The sequence below is a fragment of the Virgibacillus sp. Bac330 genome (assembly GCF_003667845.1).
Lineage (GTDB): Bacteria > Bacillota > Bacilli > Bacillales > Amphibacillaceae > Virgibacillus > Virgibacillus chiguensis.
Window position 1 is genome coordinate 3,404,355 of record NZ_CP033048.1, and the last position, 14,958, is coordinate 3,419,312.

Annotated in this window: 11 protein-coding genes; 8 read left to right on the top strand and 3 right to left on the bottom strand. The window is 38.3% G+C overall.

What is annotated here, in order from left to right:
- Positions 1 to 145 precede the first annotated feature (145 nt).
- The 4 genes from D9780_RS15895 to D9780_RS15910 all read left to right on the top strand — a co-directional run bounded on the left by D9780_RS15895 (position 146) and on the right by D9780_RS15910 (position 5,171).
- The gene (locus tag D9780_RS15895) at positions 146 to 970 is read left to right on the top strand and encodes a MurR/RpiR family transcriptional regulator (protein ID WP_162985903.1); all 825 of its coding nucleotides are present in this window, start codon (positions 146 to 148) and stop codon (positions 968 to 970) included.
- 269 nt (positions 971 to 1,239) lie between these two features.
- Positions 1,240 to 2,136, top strand: coding sequence for an ROK family protein (locus D9780_RS15900; protein ID WP_121640770.1), 897 nt, complete (start codon positions 1,240 to 1,242; stop codon positions 2,134 to 2,136).
- Positions 2,137 to 2,151: 15 nt separating this feature from the next.
- Positions 2,152 to 3,552, top strand: coding sequence for a glycoside hydrolase family 1 protein (locus D9780_RS15905; protein ID WP_121640771.1), 1,401 nt, complete (start codon positions 2,152 to 2,154; stop codon positions 3,550 to 3,552).
- Positions 3,553 to 4,016: 464 nt separating this feature from the next.
- Positions 4,017 to 5,171, top strand: a complete 1,155-nt coding sequence (locus D9780_RS15910; RefSeq protein WP_077702379.1) for an iron-containing alcohol dehydrogenase — start codon at positions 4,017 to 4,019, stop codon at positions 5,169 to 5,171.
- Positions 5,172 to 5,289: 118 nt separating this feature from the next.
- Here D9780_RS15910 and D9780_RS15915 read toward each other — a convergent pair whose 3' ends face one another.
- Positions 5,290 to 6,939: a M20/M25/M40 family metallo-hydrolase gene (locus tag D9780_RS15915; protein ID WP_121640772.1), complete on the bottom strand. Its 1,650-nt coding sequence runs from the start codon at positions 6,937 to 6,939 to the stop codon at positions 5,290 to 5,292.
- A 313-nt stretch (positions 6,940 to 7,252) separates the two neighbouring features.
- Between D9780_RS15915 and D9780_RS15920 the strand changes: the two genes are divergently transcribed.
- The 4 genes from D9780_RS15920 (at position 7,253) to D9780_RS15935 (ending at position 12,378) form a co-directional block, all read left to right on the top strand.
- The gene (locus D9780_RS15920; RefSeq protein ID WP_121640773.1) at positions 7,253 to 8,734 is read left to right on the top strand and encodes an alanine/glycine:cation symporter family protein; all 1,482 of its coding nucleotides are present in this window, start codon (positions 7,253 to 7,255) and stop codon (positions 8,732 to 8,734) included.
- A gap of 524 nt (positions 8,735 to 9,258) precedes the next feature.
- Entirely contained in the window at positions 9,259 to 9,822 is a 564-nt protein-coding gene (ahpC, locus tag D9780_RS15925) for an alkyl hydroperoxide reductase subunit C (protein WP_073006991.1), read from the top strand.
- A 12-nt stretch (positions 9,823 to 9,834) separates the two neighbouring features.
- Positions 9,835 to 11,364, top strand: coding sequence for an alkyl hydroperoxide reductase subunit F (gene ahpF, locus D9780_RS15930; RefSeq protein ID WP_121640774.1), 1,530 nt, complete (start codon positions 9,835 to 9,837; stop codon positions 11,362 to 11,364).
- A 423-nt stretch (positions 11,365 to 11,787) separates the two neighbouring features.
- Positions 11,788 to 12,378, top strand: a complete 591-nt coding sequence (locus D9780_RS15935) for a cupin domain-containing protein (RefSeq protein WP_116278491.1) — start codon at positions 11,788 to 11,790, stop codon at positions 12,376 to 12,378.
- A 730-nt stretch (positions 12,379 to 13,108) separates the two neighbouring features.
- Here the strand turns inward: D9780_RS15935 and D9780_RS15940 are convergent.
- Both D9780_RS15940 and D9780_RS15945 read right to left on the bottom strand, forming a co-directional pair.
- Positions 13,109 to 13,576, bottom strand: coding sequence for a hypothetical protein (locus D9780_RS15940; protein ID WP_371413750.1), 468 nt, complete (start codon positions 13,574 to 13,576; stop codon positions 13,109 to 13,111).
- A gap of 199 nt (positions 13,577 to 13,775) precedes the next feature.
- Complete coding sequence (locus tag D9780_RS15945; protein ID WP_121640776.1) at positions 13,776 to 14,525, bottom strand: MerR family transcriptional regulator; 750 nt, start codon at positions 14,523 to 14,525, stop codon at positions 13,776 to 13,778.
- Between the last annotated feature and the right edge of the window lie 433 nt (positions 14,526 to 14,958).

The following is a 14,958-nucleotide window of genomic DNA, read 5'->3' on the forward strand; positions in this document are numbered from 1 at the left end:
TTCCATAGCATCCAATTTTTATACTTTCTTATCCCTTAAAAAAAGCGTGAGACGAATTACTGTATAGACGCTAGGTCGTAAGAATATATTATAATGGAATCAATCAATACATGATAATAAGGTCTAAATAAAGCGGGTGATACGGTTGATTAACAGTGATCTATTTTTATTAATTGAAAGTTCTAGATTAAAATTCACAGTAGTAGATGAGCAAATTGCTGCTTATTTCTTAGAAGGAAATCCTCCTCTCAAGCAGTCGGCAATTGCAAAAAAAATAAATGTATCTACTGCTTCTATTACAAGGTTTTGTCAGAAAATAGGCTTTGAAAACTATAAGGAATTTATCTATGCCTATCGAAATGCGTTAGAAGAACACACCATTGATAAAAACAATGTGACACATAATCTTAAATTTCGTTATAAAGAATTGATTAATACGATTGATAACAATATAGATATACAAGATATTCAAACGGTATGCGAATATATTTACAATCATAAGATCATTCATGTGTACGGCTTAGGATTAAGCGCAATTGCTGGAGCTGATTTCAAATTTCGTTTTACTAGGATTGGTAAATTTATTGAAGTAGTGCAAGATCATAATTCCATCGAGATGGTTTCTTCCCTTTTAAATGAAGATAATTTAGTTATTTGTTTGTCGTTACGAGCAGAAAACCAATATGTTCTTGACTCCCTACAACAGCTTAAACAACAAGGGACATCGATTGTTATGATCACTTCAAATCATTCAGAAGAAATAAAAGAACTGGCAAATGTTACTTTACTAACTTCAAGTTTACAAAATACAAATGAAGTTGGACAAATCTCGGTACAGATCCCGCTGCTCATTATTATTGATATGATTTATTCGCAGTACATTAGCATGTACAGAGAAAATATAAGCAAGTGGATTCATACGGAACACGCTTATAGACAGGGTCACAACATGAAGAATAAGCGATTCTAAACATAAATTACTCAGGGCTTAAAGTTCGCCACTAAATAAGCCTACTACTGTGTTTCAACAAAGGTTTTTGAAAAGAAACTTTTGCGGTTAGAAAAACTTGACTTGTCGCCAAGTCTTATGGCGAAAGGCGTAGTTTTTCTTATACTATAAACCAAAAAATCTGATGCTTTCCTATAGTGCTATAACAGCTAAGCATTTTCTACTTTACGATCGTGTAAATAAACACAAGATCTAATGAGCTACAAGGTAAAAGAAAAGAGGCTATACTAATGAAACAATACCTTGCATTTGACTTTGGCGGAACGTATGTCAAATACGCGGTAATCGATGAAGAAGCAAACATTTCTTTAGAAGACAAAACCCCAACTCCCGATCATTTACAAGATTTACTGGATTTTATCCAACAAACGGTGCAGCAAGTAAAACAAAAGACAAACATTCACGGGCTGGCTGTTAGTTGTCCAGGAACGATTACAGCTGATGGTGAAGTACAAGGAACAAGTGCCATCCCTTATTTACAGGACATCGCTTTAAAAAAAGTACTGCATGAGGCGACAGGTATGCCAGTCGCAGTGGAAAATGACGCAAACTGTGCAGCTCTTGCGGAGTTATGGAAAGGCGGCGCTGTTGGACTGCAAGATGTATTGGTCATTGTCATTGGCACAGGTATTGGTGGTGCTATCATTTCTAATGGTGCATTATACCGTGGGGCACATCTTTATGGCGGAGAGTTCGGCTACGCTATTTTGTTTGCCGACCCAAAAAGCAAACGAATCGATTATTGGAGTCAGATGGGCTCTACTTCTGCCATCGTAAGAAAAGTCGCCGAACAAAAAGGGATGTCAGCAAAGTCGCTCTCTGGAGAAAACATTTTTGCCATGGCTAAAAATGGAGATGAGATTTGTCAGCAAGCTATCGAAGAATTTTATTTTGTTTTAGCAACAGGCATATACAACTTACAGCATATATATGATCCTGAACTTATTTTGATCGGTGGGGGCATTAGTGCAAGACAAGATTTTATGTCTTCCCTTTCTACTAGCATACAGGATGTTCAACAGTCAATGGGAATAGGAAACCCGCACGGAAAAGTAACTACTTGTACCTTTTTACAACAGGCGAATCTTATCGGGGCAACCTATCATTTCCTTCAATCTAAATCATAAGAAAAGGTGGTAACTATGTCACAATACACATTTCCTAACGACTTTTGGTGGGGAAGCGCTGCTTCAGCTACGCAAACGGAAGGTGCTGCAGCAATGGACGGTAAAGGAAAAAACATTTGGGATTATTGGTATGAACAAGAACCGAATCGTTTTTTCCAACAAGTCGGCCCCAGTGAAGCGTCCCGTTTTTATGAAGCCTATCAAGCAGATATTGCCTTAATGAAAAAATTAGGTCATAATTCCTTTCGTATGTCTATCTCCTGGTCACGCCTTATGCCAAATGGTACAGGAGAGGTGAATCCAGCTGCGGTGGATTTTTACCATCACGTACTGGATGAGCTAATCAATGCAGGGATTGAGCCTTTTGTAAACCTCTATCATTTTGATATGCCGCTAGCTATGCAACAGATAGGTGGCTGGGAAAACCGCGATGTTGTCGAAGCCTTTCAAGCATATGCTCGTACTTGTTTCCAATTATTTGGTTCTAAAGTGAGCAAATGGTTTACACAGAATGAACCCATTGTTCCCGTAGAGGCTGGCTATTTATATGATATGCACTATCCAAATGTCGTTGATTTCAAACGAGCTGTTCAAGTAGGGTATCATTCTGCTTTAGCTAGTGCGAAAGCAATCCAAGCCTATAAAGAAGAAGGGCAACAAGGAAAGATAGGTATCATTTTAAATGTAACCCCATCTTATCCAAGAAGCAGTCATCCAGCTGACGTAAAAGCTGCGAAAATTGCAGATTTATTTTTTAACCGCTCTTTTTTAGATGTCTCTGTAAAAGGCGATTTTCCAGAAGAACTTATCCAATTACTAGAAAAACATGATCTGTTACCAGTCACTCAAACGGAGGATCGCGTCATTTTCTCAACATATACGATTGACCTTTTAGGGGTAAACTATTACCAGCCCCGTCGAGTAAAAGCAAAAGAATATGCCACTCATCCAGATGCACCATTAATGCCTGAGCATTTTTTTGACGCTTATGACATGCCAGGCAGAAAAATGAACCCCTATCGTGGTTGGGAAATATATGAAAAAGGCATTTATGATATTCTAATTAATTTAAAAGATAACTATAATAATGTAGAATGTTTCATTTCTGAAAATGGTATGGGTGTAGAAAATGAACAGCGATTTAAAGATGACTCCGGAATCATTCAAGATGATTATCGAATTGATTTTTACAAAGACCATTTAAAATGGGTTCACAAGGCATTAGAAGAAGGGGCTAACGTAAAAGGGTATCACGTATGGACATTTATGGATAATTGGTCTTGGATGAATGCCTATAAAAATCGCTACGGCTTAGTTTCCGTTGATTTAAATAATAACGCGAAACGTTCTATTAAGAAGAGTGGTTATTGGTTTAAAGATGTCGCTACGAACAATGGCTTTTTTACAGAAGCATAAGATGTTAAGGTATTAAGCCGTGGGCATTGTCTCATGGCTTATTTGTTTCATCCTATTTTTCTAAGCTTGGTATTCCTCTATGAATGGTTTTAAAAGATATTCGTTAATATCTCTATATGTTGCTAACTTGTTTCTATTGCTAATTACCCCCGTGCAAAACTTCATTGTTTCCTACAATAAAGACCGTTGCCTAAAGCCAACTTTCCCCTTTCAGATAAAAATGATTCTTGTTTGTGAAATAAGTAACAACATTTTGTGAAATCACGAGCATTAAAGCGTATAAGCGTGTTTTTACCTTCATATGTTCACACATAAAAAGATTTTGCGGATATTTGTCGTTTTTTGACCTTTTTTGTTGAATATTACTGCCATTATGCTATATTGAAGGAGAAGTGGAAATATATAGCAGATTACAGGACTTTTCTGCTAATTACAAAAATAGTTTTAATAAGGAGATGAAAAACATGACAGCGCAAAGTCAATTTTCAATGCCTTCCATTAATTTATTTGGTTCCGGAAGCATTCAAGAAACGGGTTCCCGTTTAAAAGATGTAAATGCGAAGAAAGCATTATTAGTAACAGATGAGGGACTATTTAAATTAGGTATCGCAGACAAAATTGCGAACATTATTAAAGAAGCTGGGCTAGAAGTAGAAGTTTATCCAAAAGCTGAGCCAAACCCTACAGACAAAAACGTAGCAGATGGTGTAGAAGCTTATAAAGCTGCTAATTGTGACTCTCTTGTATCATTAGGAGGAGGATCTTCACATGACGCCGCTAAAGGTATTGGACTTGTTGTTTCTAACGGTGGAACGATCCACGACTATGAGGGTGTAGATAAATCAGAGAACCCATTAGTTCCATTAATCGCCATTAACACAACAGCTGGAACAGCAAGTGAAATGACGAAGTTTACGATCATAACTGATGTAAAGCGTCACGTAAAAATGGCTATTATTGATAAGCATGTAACGCCTTTAGTATCCATTAACGATCCAGATTTAATGGTTGGTCTACCACCAGCACTAACTGCTGCTACAGGATTAGACGCTTTAACTCATGCTGTAGAAGCTTACGTATCAACAGCGGCAACTCCAATGACAGATTCAGCTGCTGAAAAAGTATTTGAACTTATTCCTGAATATTTACCACGAGCATTTGCCAATGGACAAGATATCGAAGCGCGTGAAAAAATGGTTTACGCACAATTCTTAGCCGGCATGGCATTTAACAACGCTTCGTTAGGGTATGTGCATGCAATTGCTCACCAAATGGGCGGGTTCTATAACTTGCCACACGGTGTATGTAACGCCATCCTTTTACCACATGTGTGCCATTACAACCTTGTAGGCCGTGAAGATCGTTTTGCTAAGATGGCAGCCTATTTAGGAGAAAATGTAGACGGATTAAGCAAACGTGAAGCAGCTGAAAAAGCAATCGCTGCCATTGAGCGTTTATCGAGAGACTTAAACATTCCATCTGGCTTTAAAGAGCTTGGTGCAAAAGAAGAAGACATCCCTACCCTAGCAGAAAACGCTATGAAGGATGCTACGGCTGCAACCAACCCTAGGAAGCCAAAATTAGAAGAAGTTCAAGCAATCATTCGTAAAGCGATGTAAGTAGCATTTAAAAAAAATTTCTAAAAGTAACGTTTTAATAGCTATTATTTTTTAAAAATATGAAAACAAATACAAACTAACTCCCACTACCTGCTTCTCAGCAGGTAGTTTTTCTACGTCACATTCCCAGTAATTCAATCACACGCTTTGTTAAGTTTGGCACGATTTCAAAAGAGTATGTCATCTCTACTCGTTCCAAACGCTTATGCGCATCCATACCGTACGGGCCGATGTTGATGACAGGTATATTTAAATCCCGTATATCCTCATAAGGAACAACATGTTTGCTCCCCCAACTTGGGCTGTTCTGGGTAACAGCTTGAATATCTGCTTGTGAATCTCTAATCGCCACAAAGCTCATATCTGAAATATGTGGAAAGAAATTTCTTGTTACTAAAGGATGCGAATAGTTTGGTTGTATTTCGGTGACCGCCTTCTCCAAAGCTTTAATGAGTGTCGCTTCTTTTTCATTGTCCTCCGATAAGTCCACTCTTGGTGAGTAAAGAGAAGCATAAAATAAAATAATTGCTGGTGTTTTATCTGTCATCCATTTCCAAGCCTCCTCCACAACATAAACAGAAAATAATCGGGTATCCAAATTTTCTTGTTGCAAAAGAAACTCTTTAAACGCTTGCATATGCTGTATAAAAGGTTCACCATGCTCCTCTTTTAGCCTATTTTCCATTTCCTCATATGTTAGCACTCTTGGCTTCCATCCAAGCGGTGCAGGCGATTTTCCTCGAAGTTGACCAAATTGCTGATAGCGCTGTTGTAATTTCTCAATCGCCCGCTCAAAAGCAATGTAAGCCTCCCCTTTTAATGTTTCCAAAACCTCTGCCGGCGACCAGGAATGGGTAAAAAAATTATAGTATACATAAGCAGCCAGAGCAGTTTGCGTGGTATAAGCTGGCTTTAAATCGGTTTGCTTTAAAGAAACAGGTGGATGCGTCATTTCTCCATGTGCTTCATCACAAAGATGTGGGTTATAATTGATGTGATTTGTTAACTCGGCAACTATAAAATTCGGATCAAGCCCTTCGAAGCACGAGCCAACATGCGTTTCTGCTCCTAGAACAAGAAATGTCGGAAGCAATTTCCCCACGGTACCTTTATATATGTAGCGGTTCTCATCTCCAGCAAATGCTGGTGCAACAAAGTCAGAATTAATAGCTGCTACATATTCAAAGCCTTTTTCCCTTTTCCATGATTTTAATAGCGGTATCGCGGATAAAATACCATGCGAACTATCTTCTTCATCGCAAGCTGCTAAAAATAACAAATTCCCTTCCAGCTCCTCGGGGTGGTTGGCATAATATTTCAACAAATATAAATGACTAGCAAGGCCGCTTTTCATATCTAAAGCTCCCCGACCAAACAACCAATCCCCTGATTCTAAGTCTGCTTTTACCGTAGATGGCAATTGCTCCTCTTTTAGGTGTTCCATCAACTCCTCGGGAGAACAAGCTACATGCTGTAAATGTTGAAAATCAAATGTATCAACTGTATCCAAATGTCCCATAAGAATGACCGTTCGATTACTGTTTCCTTTTGTCCCTTTTACAAACGCAAGCACATTATATCTTTCCATAGAATCATTTGCTGTCGGTTGTAAAAGTACATGATCAGCATGCCCTCTGAAATAGGGGTAATTGGAAATAATGGAATACAATGAAGATGCTATCGTTTTTTCCCCATCTGTATTTACCACGCTTTCCATGTGTACTAATTGTTTGGTTATATGCACTATTTCCTCTCTAGAATGTAACATCATATCAACCTCCTTAACACTATTGTACAAAAAGTAATACTATTATGATAACAAATTTTTAACATCTTTTTGGCAGCAATTTTAAGATCGCTGTCACGAGAAATTTAGCCTCTCTTCTAAATGAGATGATGGAGTCATTCTTGATACTAAATAGTTAATGCTACTGCACCATATTAATGTTTTGGGAACAGCACCCCCCCCTTTATGTGGTGCTACACCAATTTGAATATCGAGATAATTTTTGTTATTATTAAAAAATTAACAACTTTAAATTTCCTCTCTATTTAAGCAAAAAATGAAAAGGAGCAAACGTATGCAAGTTATTCTGCAATCTATTTCAGAGTTTCTATGGGGACTGCCTCTTCTTATTGCTATTCTCTTTACCGGCGTGTATTTTTCCGTACGGAGTAAATTTTTTCAATTTCTTTATTTGCCACATATTCTGAATAAAACATTGCTAAGTATCTTTAAAAAGAAGGCCACTAATGATGATCCGTCCTCCAAAGGGATTATTTCCTCCTTTGAAGCTGTTAGTACAGCTATTGGCGGTTCTGTTGGTGTTGCCAACATTGGCGGAGCCTCCACTGCAATTGCCGTCGGCGGGCCAGGTGCTGTATTTTGGCTTTGGATTTGCGCCCTCTTTGGTATGATTATAAAAACCGTGGAAGTAACCTTGTCTGTTCATTATCGCAGCACAGATGAAAATGGCGAACCATATGGCGGTCCAACCTATTATATGGAAAAAGGACTTGGAGAAGAGAATAAATTCCGCTACTGGATGATTCCTGCTATTCTATTTGGTTGCGGTATTTTTGGCACCTTCTTTTTTACATTGCAAAACTACACGATCTCCGAAGCAGTTAGCTCTACATTTAATATTGGCATGATCCCTGTCTCTTTAACACTTATGGTAGTTACATATTACGTCATCTATGGTGGTTTAAAGCATATTGGGAAGTTTGCAGCGAGACTCGTTCCCATTATGGTACTATTTTACATTCTGTCTGGTTTGTATATTATTTTGACCCACATCACCCAAATTGGCGACGTGTTTTCCATTATCTTTCAAGGTGCGTTTGGCGGGACAGCTGCTGTAGGCGGGTTTACTGGCGCAGCAGTAACACAAGCAATTAGTATGGGGATGGCAAGATCCGTCTATAGTAATGAAGCTGGTTGGGGGACTTCCCCGATGGTTCATTCAACTGCTAAAGTAAATCACCCCGTTAAACAAGGGCTTTGGGGCGCGTTTGAAGTATTTGTTGATACGATTGTGGTTTGTTCCCTCACTGCTTTTGTCATCATTATTACAGGTAAATGGTCTTCCGGCATGTCAGGTGCTGCATTAACATTATCGGCTTTTGAAATGGGCATAGGCGACACTGGAAGAGTTGTCATCACGATTTCGATTTTCTTATTTGGATTAACAACATTAACAGGTTGGTTTGTCTATTATGAAGTGCTACTGCGTCACCTATTACGAAATCAAAAGCGCGCTTTTAAAAAAGGCGTTTTGACGTTTTACAATTGGTTTTACCCTATACCAGGAACGGTTTTAGTCATCTATGCCGTAAGCTATGGTTTAACAGGTCAAACGGTCTGGTATTTTGCCGATATCGCTTCTGCTATTCCTACGTTTATTAATGTTATGGTGATTTTACTCTTAAGCAAAAAATTTTTCACCTTACTTCACGACTATAAAGCAAGATATTTAGGAATTGGGAAAATCGATCCAACGGTACATCTGTTTTATGAAGACGAGCATCCTCCATCATCTACTTTAAAAAACGTTCCTTAGGTAAACAATGCTCGGATCGCCAGCTTAACAACACAGCGAGTAGAAAGCATCAACGAAAGATTGAGGAATCATGCCACTAAAATCAGGAGGGATGCCGACGTCGTGCGGCAAGAATAACCAAAAAACAGTAGCAATTATAAAACGCTACTGTTTTTATATGGCTTTCAAGTGTAACGACTTGCGGATAGTTGTGAACTTCAGCGACTTTATTGTGAACTTCGAGTAACTATCTTGTGAACTTCAGCGACTTTCCATAAAACTCAAGCGAAATGATGATGAACTTCAGCTACTTTACAAATTTCCTCATTATCATTGAATATCATTTTCAATTACTTTGTTCAAATAACTATTTTTTATATGTGTAACCATAGCTTACCTAACAAACACTGTCATTTTCAGTAAAAAGGTAAATGCTTGACAAAAAACAACTACTAATTAATAATAGATGTGTGATTAGAATTATTATAGCTAAAGCTTTTGCTTTTTAGCTCATACATCAAAATACTTCTAGGAGGAAGATAATTATGTCTTTAATAGGAACCGAAGTACAACCATTCTCTGCAAAAGCCTTTAAGCAAGGTGAATTTATCGATGTTACAGAGGAAAATTTTAAAGGGCAATGGACAGTGCTTTGCTTTTACCCAGCAGACTTCTCATTCGTATGCCCAACAGAATTAGAAGATTTACAAAACGAATATGAAAATTTGAAAAAACTAGGTGCTGAAGTGTATTCTTGTTCTACAGACACACACTTCGTACACAAAGGTTGGCACGATGCGTCTGATAAAATTAATAAAATTGAATACGGAATGATTGGCGATCCTGCACAAACACTTACGCGTATGTTTGATGTGTTAAATGAAGAATCTGGTCTTGCTGATCGTGGAACGTTCATTATTGATCCAGATGGCGTTGTCCAAACTGTAGAAATCAATGCGGATGGTATCGGCCGTGATGCTAGCTCATTAGCTGATAAAATCAAAGCTGCACAGTATGTACGTAACAACCCAGGTGAAGTATGTCCTGCAAAATGGAAAGAAGGCGAAGAAACACTTAAACCAAGCCTTGACCTAGTAGGTAAAATCTAAGGAGTGCTATAAATGGTACTAGACCCAGAGATCAAGTCACAATTACAACAATATCTTGAACTATTAGAAAACGATCTAGTGCTCAAAGTAAGCACTGGAGACGATAAAATATCAAAGGACATGCTAGCTCTTACAGATGAGCTAGCTAATATGTCCAATAAAATAACAGTTGAACATACAAAGCTAGCGAAAACACCAAGCTTTAGTATTAATCGTGTCGGGGAGGACTCAGGCATTGCGTTTGCTGGTCTTCCACTTGGGCATGAATTTAATTCACTCGTCTTAGCTCTCTTACAGGTGAGTGGCAGACCGCCAAAATTAGATCAAAAAATGATTGACCAAATTAAAAGCATTACAGAAGAATATCACTTTGAAACATATGTTAGTCTAAGCTGTAACAACTGTCCTGACGTGGTTCAAGCGTTAAATATGATGAGCGTACTCAATCCAAATATTTCGCATACGATGATTGACGGTGCAGCGTTTAAAGACGAAGTAGAAAGCAAGAACATTATGGCAGTTCCGGCTGTCTATTTAAATGGAGAATTCTTTAATGGTGGGCGAATCACCCTTGAAGAGTTACTAGAAAAAATCGGACATGGTGTAGATGCCTCTGAGCTTTCTGAAAAAGAGCCCTTTGACGTTCTTGTCGTGGGCGGTGGTCCAGCAGGTGCTAGCTCCGCTATATATGCTGCTCGTAAAGGAATCCGTACTGGTATCGTTGCTGAACGCTTTGGCGGTCAAGTTCAAGATACACTTAGTATCGAAAACTTTATTAGCGTCAAGCGTACGGAAGGACCAAAGCTAGTTGCTAACCTAGAAGAACATGTCAATGATTACAACATTGATGTCATGAACTCTCAACGCGCCAAAAACCTCGAAAAGAAAGATATGTTTGAGCTTGAACTTGAAAATGGCGCTGTACTAAAAAGTAAAAGTGTCATTATTTCTACAGGCGCTCGTTGGCGAAACATTGGCGTTCCTGGCGAACAAGAATTTAAAAACAACGGTGTAGCATATTGCCCACACTGTGACGGTCCATTGTTCGAAGGAAAAGACGTCGCTGTTATCGGCGGAGGTAATTCTGGAATTGAAGCAGCTATCGACCTCGCTGGAATTGTGAAGCATGTCACGGTACTTGAGTTCGCGTCAGAACTAAAAGCTGACGAAGTGCTACAAAAACGCTTGTACAGCTTACCAAACGTAACAGTCATTAAAAATGCACAAACAAAAGAAATTACTGGTACAGACAGTGTAAATGGCATTACCTATGTCGATCGCGAAACAAAAGAAGAAAAACACATTGAACTTCAAGGCGTATTCGTACAAATTGGACTCGTTCCAAATACAGAATGGCTTGATGGCACTGTGGAACGCAACCGCATGGGCGAAATCCTTGTAGACAAACAAGGACAAACAAACGTCCCTGGCTTGTTTGCCGCAGGAGATTGTACCGATAGCGCTTATAACCAAATTATCATTTCTATGGGATCAGGCGCAACTGCTGCTCTAGGCGCATTTGACTACTTGATTCGTAATTAAATAATACCTTTGTGTACAAATCCGCTATACTACCTATCAGGGGTAGTATAGCGGCTTTTTTATACAGCAAGAGATTCCGACGCGCAAGATTAGCTTGCTTCACGGGTTCTCCTCCGTTGCGTGGATGCAATACTTGTGATTGATGACTTATCGTAGGACGATTTCGTGACGTCGTCTAGCTATTGGACGCTGGAGCCGAACGTGTCTCTTCCGTTAAATCGATATCCCAAAGCAACAATATCATACTTTCTTATCCTTTTAGAAAAATTTAGCTATCCCCAGTCCTTTTGGCGATAAACCGTCGTTGTTTCGCTTATACCTTCAGGCTTAAAAAATTTTCACTTTCCTGTAGTGTCAAATATGTACATTCGCCCATCCTTCTGCATAGGATATGGTAATTATGATTAGAAAGGATGGAACAATATGTATTATTATCCGTATGTAAATCCTTATCCTTACTATATGAACAATCCAAATTACTATAGTAGGTATGCACCTATGCATGCAAATATGGATGGTGCACCTCTAGCTTATCAAAATTTTGCTTATGCCTATCCGGCTTATCCAAATCCCTTTTACCAAGTAGACGATCGTTCACACTTGAAAGACTACGGCGGAAAACCATATGTGGTAAATATTGAGGAAGCTACAGAGGAAAATGAAACATTTCGCACAGCCATTTGGACGGGAGATCATTTACAAGTAACCGTCATGAGTATTCCCGTAGGTGGAGATGTTGGATTAGAGGTTCACCCAAACGTAGACCAGTTTTTACGCATTGAAGAAGGGGAAGGAATAACACAAATGGGCAATACAAAAGATAATCTCACTTTTCAGCGTAACGTCTATGATGACTATGCCATTATGGTTCCTGCTGGCACATGGCATAACATAACAAATACAGGCGATAAACCATTGAAGCTTTATTCTATTTACGGACCGCCAAACCACCCATTTGGAACGGTACATCGAACACAGGAAGAGGCCATGGAGATGGAAGAGCATTATCATTAATATCGTATGAGCTTAATACTATTCCATGGAATTTAACTTTACGGACAGAATATACACAAATGCAGTAGGTGCGCTTTATACCACTGGAACATGTTCTTAGAAGATATTTTTATTCTTTCAAGGTCTAAGTCGCATATTATTATAAAACTTAGACCTTTTTATACTATTTTTCCTATTGAAGGTTCCCTATGTTTTTAATTGTTGGATGTAGCTGTGAACTACTCCCCACTTAGCTTCGCTTGAAGTGGGAGCTTCTCATTTCCACGACGAAAGCAACCTTTCGTCTCCATGAGCGTTACTTCGGGAAGTTCCTGCCCTAGATGTCCGACGAATCGGAGTTTCTTTCGTACCTTGGATATTTTACGCATGGAAGGATTCGCTTGGTTTTCGCATTATTAGTTTCTCCATGCAACCTCATATATCCAGTTTTCAAAGAACACTTCATGCTCTTATGGTAACATGCGTTCGGTCAATTAGCACGTCTAAAGACGTACTTGACCGAAAGCCAATTCATCTCCACCTTACCGCTGGAATTTCACCCTTCACACGCTTGAAGATGGAGACTTCTTGGCTAAAAACGTTAAAATTTTTCATTAGTTATTCTCATTCGTTTTAAAAACCGAAACATCTGTTCATGACCTATCTCCACCATTTTCTATGTAGGTTAAAATCCTTTCCTAGAAAACAGCTTCCTTTACCCGTTTATGATCGCTTCAGCAGAAAGAAAAACTCATCTTTTACTTGGAAAAAGCGTGTACGACCATGAATATATGAGATCGACTACAAATACAATCCCCCATAGCATTCCAATAGAAAAAAGTGTCTTATTCGGGTATGGTGACTGTGTAAAGTCTCCTTGCTCTACCCATGATAAATCAGTCAGATATGCTTTCATTTCCTCCCAACTGTCTGTTCCTAATGACCAGAAAATGGTTTGCGCTAGAATAAACAATACAATATGAATTATAGAAGAGATACGATACTTCTTGGCAATGTATTTAGGATTTTTATTTCTGTCCATAATGATATAATCTTTATCCGTTAGCAATTCTACGCCACGCCAATTTCCAATCTTATTCCGCATCCAACGGTCTAACCTTATGAAATCAAAGATACCAAATGTACAAGCATAGATGACAAAAATCGTAATTACGATAAGAAAATTTGAAATCTCTCCCGTATGCTGATATACATACATACCCAATAAGGCTTCTGCAACTAATAGTATGAAAAACAAGCAGATAAATAATGCGCTCGTTTTCGTCTTATTGAAAAAGTATCGGAACAGGCCGAATAGTAGTAATGAAAGGAGGGATAACACTTCGGCGACGATAAATATTTCCCAGCTATACGTTACAAAAAAACTCAGATGATCAACCCCTTATGAAAAGATGTAATCAAGCTTCCTTTCTATTGTTTTGAAAAATAACAAACGCTTTTTCTACAAACTCTAATAGCTCTTGATCCACTGGATAAAAACCAGCTTCCTGTGATTTTTCAGGTGATTTTCTTATTTCCCATAACTTATCTATAAATTCTGGACAATCACCGTAAACCTCCACCGTTTTTTCATCCATCCGTCTAATAATTCGTTGCACTTCTGGTGCAGAGACTCCTTTTAGCATATGCTGTTTTAATTGGGCCATTAGCGCGATCCATTCCATTGTATCTGGATCACCGTGATTAATATTTGGAAGCATATCCAACAGTTTTCTTTCTTCTTGATCAAACATTTGTTTTAAATACGCTTCCCTTTTATGAAAATCTTTCTGGTAAATTTGAATGAGTTTTTGTAATTGAAGCAAATCAACTTGCTCTTCCAGTACCATTTCATGTAACAACCCACGTAGGATGCTTTCCATTTCCCCTAGCTTTTCTTTTTCTTTTAAAATGTAATTCAATTGATTTTGCAAACCACTAAACCAATCATGGTTTTCATTCTCCAGCATATCCTTAATAGCTTGCAGACTAAATCCTAACGTTTTCAAAAACTGAATTTCTTGTAATTTTATTAGCTCTTTCTCTCCATACAGTCTATGCCCGCCTTCCGTCTTGTCGGCTGGTGAAAGTAAATTGATTTGGTCATAGTATCGCATCGTTCGTACCGTTATTCCCGTCTGTTTGGTTATTTCTTTTATAGAAATCACTACAAACTCTCCCCCCACTTTTCCTACGTTATAGTAAGTATACAAAATGACGTAACGTCACTTTCAAGCATTTCACCATTTATAGGGAAATTTATTATTTCATTTTAGAAAAACTTGTCTTGTCGCCAAGTCTTATGGCGAATGGCGTTGTTTTTCTTATACTATAAATCTATAGACTTTATACTCCCTCTATATACTAACGTTTTCTCTTGTTTTCTTTGTTTTTCTTAGAATTTCATTTTATTTTTTACTCATTAACGATATTTAAGACCGTGTAAGCATAATTTTTAATGTAGAAGGGTGCACTTAATAAGCCATCCTTCTCTTTTTGAAAAAAATGGGAATTTTCACTGCTATGATCGCACCTTCTCATCCCACAATACTCATGGTGACAAACCCTCCCACATCTCACAGCGTCTTCGCGCATACATTC